Origin of the sequence: Campylobacter sp. BCW_6463, assembly GCF_001762785.1 — a bacterium.
Classification (GTDB): domain Bacteria; phylum Campylobacterota; class Campylobacteria; order Campylobacterales; family Campylobacteraceae; genus Campylobacter_D; species Campylobacter_D jejuni.
Genome location: NZ_MJXL01000077.1, coordinates 19250 through 28247, shown reverse-complemented (window position 1 = coordinate 28247; position 8998 = coordinate 19250). Strand labels below are relative to the sequence as shown.

Below are 8998 nucleotides of genomic sequence, written 5' to 3'. Positions count from 1 at the left end.
ACAGCTTTGGATACTGAGCCTAGTTTAGATGAACTAGATGATAAAAATGATGAAGATTTAGAAGATAACAAAGAATTACAAGCTAATATAAGCGACTTTGATGATCTTCCTGTGGTTGAAGAGCAAGAAAAAGAAATGGATTTTGATGATCTTCCTGAGGATGCTGAATTTTTAGGTCAAGCAAAAGATAGTGAAGAATCAGAGGAAGTTTTAGAGGAGTTTGCTCCTGTTGTGGAAGAAGATGTTCAAGATGAAATGGATGATTTTACTTCAAATTTGAGTACTCAAGATCAAATCAAAGAAGAATTAGCTCAACTTGATGAGCTGGATTATGGTATTGATAGTGATAATAGTAGCAAGGTTTTAGAAGATTTTAAAGATGAACCAATTTTAGACGATAAAGAATTAGGAACAAATGAAGAGGAAGTGGTTGTGCCAAATTTAAATATAAGTGATTTTGATGCATTGAAAGAAAGTGATATACAAGAAGCTCTTGGAGAGGAAATTGTAGAAAAAAATGAAGAGCCTATAGTAAGTAATGCAACTAAAGATGATAATAGTGAAGAGATAGTTAATGAGCTTAGCCAAAGTATAGTAGGAGCGATCACTTCAAGTATTAAGGATGATACCTTAAAAGCTGCTCTTAAGGGTATGAATATGAATATAAATATAAACATTAGTTTTAAAGAGGATTAAAATTGCAAGGTTTTATTTTGTTGATTTCAGGTCCTAGTGGAGCTGGAAAATCAACTCTTTTAAAAAAACTTTTTGATGAATTTGAAGATGAGCTTTATTTTTCTATTTCTTCAACAACTCGCAAACCAAGAGAGGGTGAAAAAAATGGAATACATTATCATTTCATATCCCATGAAGAATTTCAAAAAGGTATAGATGGTGATCATTTTTTAGAATGGGCTAAAGTGCATGAAAATTTTTATGGCACTTCTTTAAAGCACACTCAAGATGCTTTAGATAATGGAAAAATAGTTGTTTTTGATATTGATGTGCAAGGATTTAAAATAGCCAGACAAAAAATGGCTGATAAGATTGTTTCTGTTTTTATTACTACAAAAAATAAAGATGAGCTCAAAAAAAGACTTATTAAGCGAAATACTGATACAATAATACAACTAGAAAAAAGATTACAAAACGCTAGTGATGAAATGAAAGAGCTTAGCGAGTATGATTATCTTATCATTAATGATGAGCTAAAGCAAAGCTATGAAGCATTGCGAGCGATTTTAATTGCCCATAAATTTAGAATCAAAGGGCAGAATCTAGGACAAATTCAAAATATTTGGAATGAAGGAGAATAAAATGGGTGGTTGGTCAAGTCCAAGTCATTGGTTGATTATTTTATTGATTGTTGTATTGCTTTTTGGAGCAAAAAAAATTCCAGAACTTGCAAAGGGTTTAGGCAAAGGTATTAAAACTTTTAAAGATGAAATGAATAATGATGATGAAGTAGCAAAAAATACTCAAAAAATAGAAGAAAACAAAAACACAACTAATAATACAAATGCTGATGCAAGTATAGACGAAACAAAAAAAGCTTAAGGTTTAGTCTTTTGAAAAGTATTATTTTTAATGAAATTAAAAAGATTTTAGAGTGTGATTTTACACTTGAAAATCCAAAGGATAAAAATTTAGCACATTTTGCTACCCCTTTGGCTTTTTCACTGGCTAAGGAATTAAAAAAATCTCCTATGTTGATTGCTAGCGACTTAGCGAGCAAATTTCAAAATCATGATTGTTTTGAATCGGTTGAAGCTGTAAATGGGTATTTAAATTTTAGAATTTCCAAAACTTTTTTAAATGAACTTGCAAATCAGGCTTTAGCAAATCCAAATGATTTTTCTAAAGGAGAAAAAAAACAAGAAAGTTTTTTGCTTGAATATGTGAGTGCAAATCCTACTGGACCTTTACATATAGGACATGCAAGAGGCGCTGTTTTTGGAGACACCTTAACAAGACTTGCAAGACATTTGGGTTATAAATTTGATACAGAATACTATGTCAATGATGCGGGCAATCAAATTTATTTACTAGGGCTTTCTATTTTACTAAGTGTGAAAGAAAATATACTTCATGAAAATGTTGAATATCCAGAGCAATATTACAAAGGCGAGTATATAGCAGATTTGGCAAAAGAAGCTTTTGAAAAATTTGGTAAAGAATTTTTTAGTGAAGAAAATATCCCTAGTTTAGCTGATTGGGCAAAAGATAAAATGCTTGTTTTGATTAAACAAAATTTAGAACAAGCAAAGATTAAAATTGACAGCTATGTAAGCGAAAGATCGTATTATGACGCTTTAAATGCAACTTTAGAATCTTTAAAAAAACATAAAGGAATTTACGAGCAAGAAGGTAAAATTTGGCTTGCTTCTTCGCAAAAAGGCGATGAAAAAGATAGGGTAATTATCCGTGAAGATGGACGCGGGACTTATTTGGCAGCAGATATTGTTTATCATAAGGATAAAATGAGTCGTGGTTATGGCAAGTGTATTAATATCTGGGGAGCAGATCATCATGGTTATATCCCTAGAATGAAAGCTGCGATGGAGTTTTTGGGATTTGACTCTAATAATCTTGAGATTATTTTAGCACAAATGGTTTCCTTGCTTAAAGATGGAGAGCCTTATAAAATGAGTAAAAGAGCAGGAAATTTTATCTTGATGAGCGATGTGATTGATGAAATAGGAAGTGATGCTTTGCGTTATATCTTTTTGAGTAAAAAGTGCGATACTCATTTGGAATTTGATATTAGTGATTTGCAAAAAGAAGATAGCTCTAATCCTGTGTATTATATCAACTACGCACACGCTAGAATTCATCAAGTGTTTGCTAAAGCTGGTAAAAAAATCGATGATGTAATGAGAGCTGATTTACAAAGTTTAAATCACGATAGCGTAAATTTGCTTTTTGAAGCTTTGAATTTAAAAGCTATTTTAAATGATGCTTTTGAGGCTAGAGCTTTGCAAAAAATTCCTGATTATCTTAAAAATTTAGCTGCAAATTTTCATAAATTCTACAATGAAAATAAAGTTATAGGCTCTGCAAATGAAAATGATTTACTTAAATTATTTTCTTTGGTTGCTCTTAGTATTAAAACCGCATTTTCTTTAATGGGTATTGAAGCGAAAAACAAAATGGAACATTAAAACAGCATTTTGCTGTTTTAATAATTTAGTAAAAATACTGCTATTATTACGATAATGATGCCTAAAATTCCTATTTTGTTTAATTTTTCTTTATATAAAATCCATCCACCAAGACAAGTTCCTATGATGCCTATAGCACCCCAAGTTGAGTAAGCTATGCTTAAAGGAACGTATTTTAAAGAAAAAGAAAGTAGAAAAAAAGCAAGTATAGCATTGACAATCGCAGCCAAGCCCCAAATTTTATGTTTAAAACCATCTGATTTTTTTAGCAATAAATTTGCTATGATATCTAAGAATGCTGATAAAACAATGATAAAAATATACATTATTCTTTAACCTCGCCTATATTAATCATGATAATTCCAACGATAGAAAGAACAATGCCTAGAATTTGAGTTAAGGTTAAACTCTCTTTAAAAACTATAAAAGAAACTAAAAGTATAAGAATAATCCCTAAAAGTTCCCATACAGCATAGGCTATGCCTACTTGAATTTTTTTAATTGCCTTGCCCATAAAAAAATAAGAAAAAGCTATAAATAAAGCCATAAATATATAGCCTAAAATTTGATTTTCCATTTTTAAAAAACTAGTACCTAAAACTTCAAATACAATAGCAGCAATCAAGAAAAACCAAGCAACAAAAAGTTCTTTTTTTGCGATATTCAAAAACTTCTCCTAAAATAAATGGTAAAATCATACCATTTAAAGCTTTAATTAGCCTTTTTAGTTTATACTTTTAAGTTTGAAAATCTTTAAAGAAAGTGAGAATTTATGGGACGAGCATTTGAATACCGAAGAGCTTCTAAAGAGGCTAGATGGGATAAAATGAGCAAGCTTTTTCCTAAGCTTGCTAAAGCCATACAAGTAGCTGCTAAAGAAGGTGGCACTGATCCTGATATGAATCCAAAATTAAGAAGCGCTATAGCTACAGCAAAAGCAAATAATATGCCAAAAGATAATATAGATGCAGCTATTAAGCGTGCGAGTGGAAAAGATAGTGCAGATATTAAAAACATTCATTATGAAGGAAAAGCTGCGCATGGAGCTTTAGTTATAGTTGAATGTATGAGTGATAACCCTACACGCACCGTGGCCAATGTAAAAGCTATTTTTAGCAAGAATGGTGGAGAAGTTTTACAAAATGGATCTTTAGGCTTTATGTTTACAAGAAAAGCGGTTTTTCATCTTGAAAAATTTGCAGGAGATTTAGAAGAATTAGAACTTGATTTGATCGATGCAGGGCTTGAAGAATTAGAACAAAATGAAGAAGAGTTGGTAATTAGCGGTGATTATACTGCATTTGGTGAGCTAAGCTCTGCTATAGAAACTAAGGGTTTAGTTCTTAAAAAAGCAGGACTTGAGTATATACCAAACAATCCTGTAAGCTTTAGCGAAGAACAGCTTAGTGATATAGAAAAACTTTTAGATAAGTTAGAAGATGATGATGATGTTCAAGCTGTTTATACAAATATAGATTAAGGAGAAAAATATGATAAAAACAATTGACACAAGCAAAGTAAATGAATACAAATTTGCTCTTATAGAAACTGAAAAAGGTACAATGAAGCTAAAACTTTTTGGTGATGAGGCTCCACAAACGGTTTGTAATTTTGCTACTTTGGCTATTGAAGGATTTTATAAAGATTTAAATTTTCATCGTGTGATTCCAAATTTTGTCATACAAGGGGGTTGTCCACACGGCAATGGTATAGGTGGGCCTGGATATGAAATCATTTGTGAATGTGATGATCAAGAACATAAGCATGAGCGTGGAACCTTATCTATGGCGCATGCAGGACGCGATACGGGTGGATCCCAATTTTTCATTTGTCATAGCCCTCAAGCTCATTTAGATGGGGTTCATACTGTTTTTGGGCAAATTGATCCAAAAGATGAAGAAAGTTTGGAAGTTTTAGACTCTATACGCCAAGGAGATAAAATTTTAGATATAAAAATTTTGTAATTAAATTTAAATCTTATAATGTAAAGCTAGTCATAAAATTTGACTAGCTAAAAATAATTAACACATAATTTTTTTTAAAGCTTTTTTTTCTATAATTATAATTTTATTTCAGTGAAATGTAACAAAATTACAAGGAGTTATGATTATGAAAACTAAGTTTTCACTTATTTTAAGTGCTTGTCTTCTTTCATCTTCACTTTTTGCTAAAAATACAGATGATGAAATAACCAAGCTTCAAAAACAGCTTGCACAAATTCAAGCTGAACTTGCACAAATCAGAAAAGAAAGGGAAGCTCAAGCTAAGCAAAATGAAGCTGTAAAAGCTGAACTTGCTGATCTTAATGATAGAGCTGATGAAACAGAATTTCAAGCTGCTTTAAGCAAGGTTAAATTTGGACTTGAGTTTTCAACAGCGGTTTCAAATACAAACTATAAAGTTAGCGGACAAGATTATAGTGCTAATAACAAATGGATGAATGAGCTTCATTTAAATATGAATGCTGATATTAATGATAAAACCAAATTCTATGGTCGTTTATCTATGGCTAAAAACTGGTCTCAAATGGGTTGGAGTGGTACTCCTTATGACTTAGATGCAGGAAGAAACACAAGAACAAGTGGGCCTGTACTTTATGTAGATAGAGCTTATCTTGATTACTATATCACACCTGAGTGGATTGCAACTATAGGAAGACAGCCAGGAACCGATGGTCCAGGAAGTAATCTTAGAAACAATGCTTTAAGACAATCCACTTATCCAGCCTTGGCAATCAACGCTCTAGGTGATGCAGCGGTGATCACTTATAAACCTGAAAGTTTGCAAGATCATAAGGTAGCTATCCGTGCAGCTTATGGTAAAACTTATCAATGGGATGAAGAAGGCAAGGTAAGAGACTGGATGAGTGATCAAAAAGATGCTGATGCAAATCTTTACTATGCTGCAGTAGAAGGAGAGCTTCCTATAGAAGGCATGGGAGATAATTTAATATTATTTAATATTGCATATTTAAGCGATTTTGCTTTGCCGCTTAACAATGGTCCAATTGCTTTATCACCTAGTGGTGTCGGTACTACTATTCTTGATGATGATGGTGTGGTAAATTTAGGAGATTTAACTATAGCAAATCTTCATTTTGAAAACTATAAAGCTTTTGGAACGAATTTTAATTATTTTCTATCTTTAGGTTATTCTCACGGGAATAACAATCAATTAAGTTCGACATTAAGTGCAATTCTTAAAAGTCAAGGTTATGGCGATGGCAAGTTTAATGAAGAAGATGGCTATGCTGTACATGTAGGTGGACGCTATGATTTTACCAAGGCTTTAAAAGTAGGATATGAGTTCTTCTGGGGAAGTAGATACTGGTATACTATGAGCCGTCCAAGTATCAATGATCCACTTAATATAAGAATGACAAGAGGAACAGCACATGATTTTTATGTGATTTATCAACTTGATAGATATCAATTCTTACGCTTAAGCTATACTAATATCCAAAACATTTGGGGCAATCGTGGCTTACCATTTGGTGGAGCGAAAAAAGATAAAGCAAGAGCTGATAATATCATGTTAATGTATAATGTAAAATTCTAAGGAGCAAAAGATGAGAAAAATACTTTTTGCAAGTTTATTACCTATCATTGCTTTGGCTGATTGTGCAAGTTTGATGGCAAAATACGAAGCTCCAGAGCCAGAGTCAAAAACAATGAAACAAGTTGAACGCTGGATTAGTAAAAAAGTTAGCGATCCAGCTGATGCTGCTATTTTAAAAGAGTGCATGATCGCTCGTGCAGCGGACAATCCAAATCAAGTTTCAGTTGCAGGTAAATAAAAAAAGCGGTGTAAAACCGCTTTTTACTGTTTAATCTTTTAAGCTACAATTTTTTAAAATTTTTCTTCAAATAAGGCTAATATGCAAGAAATCATTTCTTTTATTGTTGAGACGGCTAGCGCTTGGGGGTATTTGGGTATTATTATCTTAATGACCTTAGAGAGTTGTTTTATACCTTTTCCAAGTGAAGTTGTTATGATACCTGCTGGATATTTGGCACATAAAGGAGAACTTGATATTACTCTTTGTATACTTAGCGGGACTTTAGGTTCTGTTTTAGGGGCTTTGATTAATTACTATATTTGCTTTTTTTGGGGTAAAAATTTTGTATTAAAATGGGGTAAGTATTTTGGCATAAATGAAGCCAAATTTGCTAAATTTGAAGAATTTTTTAACAAACACGGGGAATTTTCAACCTTTACTTGTCGTCTTTTACCAGGAATTCGTCAGTACATCTCTATGCCTGCAGGTTTGGTAAAAATGAAACTTGTAAATTTTATACTTTTTACTGCACTTGGTAGTGCTATTTGGGTGGCTATACTTGTATTTTTGGGTTATTATATAGGACAAAATGAAGAGTTGATTAAAACTTATTTAACTCAAATTTTAATCATTATAATTGTTTTTGTGATTTTAGCAAGTTTAATTTATATCAAAATCAAAAAGCCTTTTAATAAATGATTTAAATTATAAATATTTTTTTCTTTATTATTTTCAAATTTGCTATAATTGTAATAAATTCAAGTTAAAGATGATCAAAATATGGAAAAACCTGATATACAAAGATTAACTAATTTTTTAATCATATATACTAAAACTTTGCTAGGTGCTGGAACTTATACAGCTAGGGTGGCAAAATGCGTAGGAAGAATAGCCGAGGTTTATGGCTATGAGATAAATATCAATTTCTTTTTTCATCATATTACTTTAAATGTTGTAGATATGGATGATAACTCCATTCAAAGAACTTATGTCATACCCAATCATCATGCCCATGTTAATTTCAAGCTTATTTTTGATTTAAGTGCTTTAAGCTGGGCTATATATGATCACAAATACGATCTTGAAAAAGCGCAAGTTGTTTTTGAGAAAATTTCTCAACAAAAAAAGCATTCTTATTTGCTTAATCTTTTGTTTGTTTCTATGGCAAATTCGGCTTTTTGTAGGCTTTTTGGCGGTGATTTTGGCGCTGGAAATTTAGTGTTTTTTGCAACTTTCGTGGGATTGTTGTTAAGATATATTTTAACTAAAGCAAAGATTGATTTAAGAATTCAATACATTCTTTGTTCTTTTATCTCATCGTGGTTTGTATTTTTTGGACTGGATATGGGATATACCAATACTTCTGATGTGGCTTTGGGTTCTAGTATTTTATATCTTATACCAGGGGTATTTTTTATAAATTCTGTGATTGATATATTAAAAGATCATATTTTAATGGGGCTTAGTCGTATTATCAGCGTGGCTATTTTGATTTGTTGTATAGCACTTGGAATTTACATGACGCTTAGTATTTCGGATTTTGGGATTTTAAGATGATTGAATTTATTTTAAGAGATATGTTTTTTGCTGCTGTGGCGGGATTTGGCTTTGCTTATGCTTGCAATCCACCTTTAAAAACCCTTATTTTATCTGCTCTTTTAGCAGCAATTGCGCATGGGCTTCGTTTTACTTTGGTGGAATATTTTCATTTTCAAACTTTAGCAATTGCAACTTTTGTTGCTTCATTTTGTATAGGATGTTTAGGAATTGTTCTAGCAAAAATCATCAAAACCCCTGCTGAAATTATCGCTTTTCCTGCTCTTATTCCTATGATACCTGGAATTTATGCTTATAAAGCGATTTTGTATCTTATTTCTTTTATACGCAGTGATGATTTGAAGGCTAAGTCTGAATTTTTGGTTCAATTTTTTGATTATTTTTTTACAACTGTTTCTGTGACTTTGGCTTTAGCTATAGGAGTGAGTGTTACTTTGCTTATATTTTTTGAACAAAGTTTTATGATGACTAGACATGCAAAAAAACATTAAAACTTGTTGTA

12 protein-coding genes and 1 pseudogene are annotated in these 8998 nt (G+C 31.7%); 11 read left to right on the top strand and 2 right to left on the bottom strand.

Annotated features, from left to right (window positions below):
- The 4 genes and pseudogenes from AJ884_RS10190 to argS all read left to right on the top strand — a co-directional run.
- Nucleotides 1-696 (top strand): annotated as a pseudogene (locus AJ884_RS10190) (hypothetical protein); the annotation flags it as partial.
- A gap of 2 nt (nt 697-698) precedes the next feature.
- Complete coding sequence (gmk, locus tag AJ884_RS08425; protein ID WP_070286622.1) at nt 699-1316, top strand: guanylate kinase; 618 nt, start codon at nt 699-701, stop codon at nt 1314-1316.
- Nucleotide 1317: 1 nt separating this feature from the next.
- Nucleotides 1318-1557: a twin-arginine translocase TatA/TatE family subunit gene (locus AJ884_RS08420; RefSeq protein ID WP_002852866.1), complete on the top strand. Its 240-nt coding sequence runs from the start codon at nt 1318-1320 to the stop codon at nt 1555-1557.
- Between the two features lie 11 nt (nt 1558-1568).
- Complete coding sequence (gene argS / locus AJ884_RS08415) at nt 1569-3161, top strand: arginine--tRNA ligase (RefSeq protein ID WP_070286621.1); 1593 nt, start codon at nt 1569-1571, stop codon at nt 3159-3161.
- Nucleotides 3162-3178: 17 nt separating this feature from the next.
- Here argS and AJ884_RS08410 read toward each other — a convergent pair whose 3' ends face one another.
- Together AJ884_RS08410 and AJ884_RS08405 are read right to left on the bottom strand one after the other, a co-directional pair.
- Nucleotides 3179-3487 carry a DMT family transporter gene (locus AJ884_RS08410; RefSeq protein ID WP_002861886.1) on the bottom strand — a complete coding sequence of 103 codons (309 nt, stop codon included), beginning with the start codon at nt 3485-3487 and terminating at the stop codon, nt 3179-3181.
- On the bottom strand, nt 3487-3828 hold the full coding sequence (locus AJ884_RS08405) for a DMT family transporter (protein WP_002777281.1): 342 nt from the start codon (nt 3826-3828) through the stop codon (nt 3487-3489). Before AJ884_RS08405 ends, AJ884_RS08410 begins: the two co-directional genes overlap by 1 nt.
- Before the next feature lie 105 nt (nt 3829-3933).
- Between AJ884_RS08405 and AJ884_RS08400 the strand changes: the two genes are divergently transcribed.
- From AJ884_RS08400 to AJ884_RS08370, 7 genes are all read left to right on the top strand, one after another.
- Nucleotides 3934-4641: a YebC/PmpR family DNA-binding transcriptional regulator gene (locus AJ884_RS08400; RefSeq protein WP_002787769.1), complete on the top strand. Its 708-nt coding sequence runs from the start codon at nt 3934-3936 to the stop codon at nt 4639-4641.
- Between the two features lie 10 nt (nt 4642-4651).
- Nucleotides 4652-5125, top strand: coding sequence for a peptidylprolyl isomerase (locus AJ884_RS08395; RefSeq protein WP_070274780.1), 474 nt, complete (start codon nt 4652-4654; stop codon nt 5123-5125).
- A gap of 145 nt (nt 5126-5270) precedes the next feature.
- Nucleotides 5271-6719, top strand: a complete 1449-nt coding sequence (locus AJ884_RS08390) for a DUF3373 family protein (protein WP_070286620.1) — start codon at nt 5271-5273, stop codon at nt 6717-6719.
- A 10-nt stretch (nt 6720-6729) separates the two neighbouring features.
- On the top strand, nt 6730-6957 hold the full coding sequence (locus tag AJ884_RS08385) for a hypothetical protein (protein ID WP_044779097.1): 228 nt from the start codon (nt 6730-6732) through the stop codon (nt 6955-6957).
- A gap of 81 nt (nt 6958-7038) precedes the next feature.
- Complete coding sequence (locus tag AJ884_RS08380; RefSeq protein WP_070276646.1) at nt 7039-7638, top strand: DedA family protein; 600 nt, start codon at nt 7039-7041, stop codon at nt 7636-7638.
- Between the two features lie 81 nt (nt 7639-7719).
- Nucleotides 7720-8496 (top strand): threonine/serine exporter family protein, encoded by a 777-nt coding sequence (locus AJ884_RS08375; RefSeq protein WP_002881600.1) that lies wholly within the window; start codon nt 7720-7722, stop codon nt 8494-8496.
- Entirely contained in the window at nt 8493-8987 is a 495-nt protein-coding gene (locus tag AJ884_RS08370; RefSeq protein ID WP_002831613.1) for a threonine/serine exporter family protein, read from the top strand. Before AJ884_RS08375 ends, AJ884_RS08370 begins: the two co-directional genes overlap by 4 nt.
- Nucleotides 8988-8998 lie beyond the last annotated feature (11 nt).

Bases quoted from the DNA above. Each gene is read 5' to 3' on its own strand.
- AJ884_RS08420 (WP_002852866.1), top strand. From the start codon at position 1,318: ATGGGTGGTTGGTCAAGTCCAAGTCATTGGTTGATTATTTTATTGATT.
- AJ884_RS08410 (WP_002861886.1), bottom strand. From the start codon at position 3,487: ATGTATATTTTTATCATTGTTTTATCAGCATTCTTAGATATCATAGCA.
- AJ884_RS08400 (WP_002787769.1), top strand. From the start codon at position 3,934: ATGGGACGAGCATTTGAATACCGAAGAGCTTCTAAAGAGGCTAGATGG.
- AJ884_RS08395 (WP_070274780.1), top strand. From the start codon at position 4,652: ATGATAAAAACAATTGACACAAGCAAAGTAAATGAATACAAATTTGCT.
- AJ884_RS08390 (WP_070286620.1), top strand. From the start codon at position 5,271: ATGAAAACTAAGTTTTCACTTATTTTAAGTGCTTGTCTTCTTTCATCT.
- AJ884_RS08385 (WP_044779097.1), top strand. From the start codon at position 6,730: ATGAGAAAAATACTTTTTGCAAGTTTATTACCTATCATTGCTTTGGCT.
- AJ884_RS08380 (WP_070276646.1), top strand. From the start codon at position 7,039: ATGCAAGAAATCATTTCTTTTATTGTTGAGACGGCTAGCGCTTGGGGG.
- AJ884_RS08375 (WP_002881600.1), top strand. From the start codon at position 7,720: ATGGAAAAACCTGATATACAAAGATTAACTAATTTTTTAATCATATAT.
- AJ884_RS08370 (WP_002831613.1), top strand. From the start codon at position 8,493: ATGATTGAATTTATTTTAAGAGATATGTTTTTTGCTGCTGTGGCGGGA.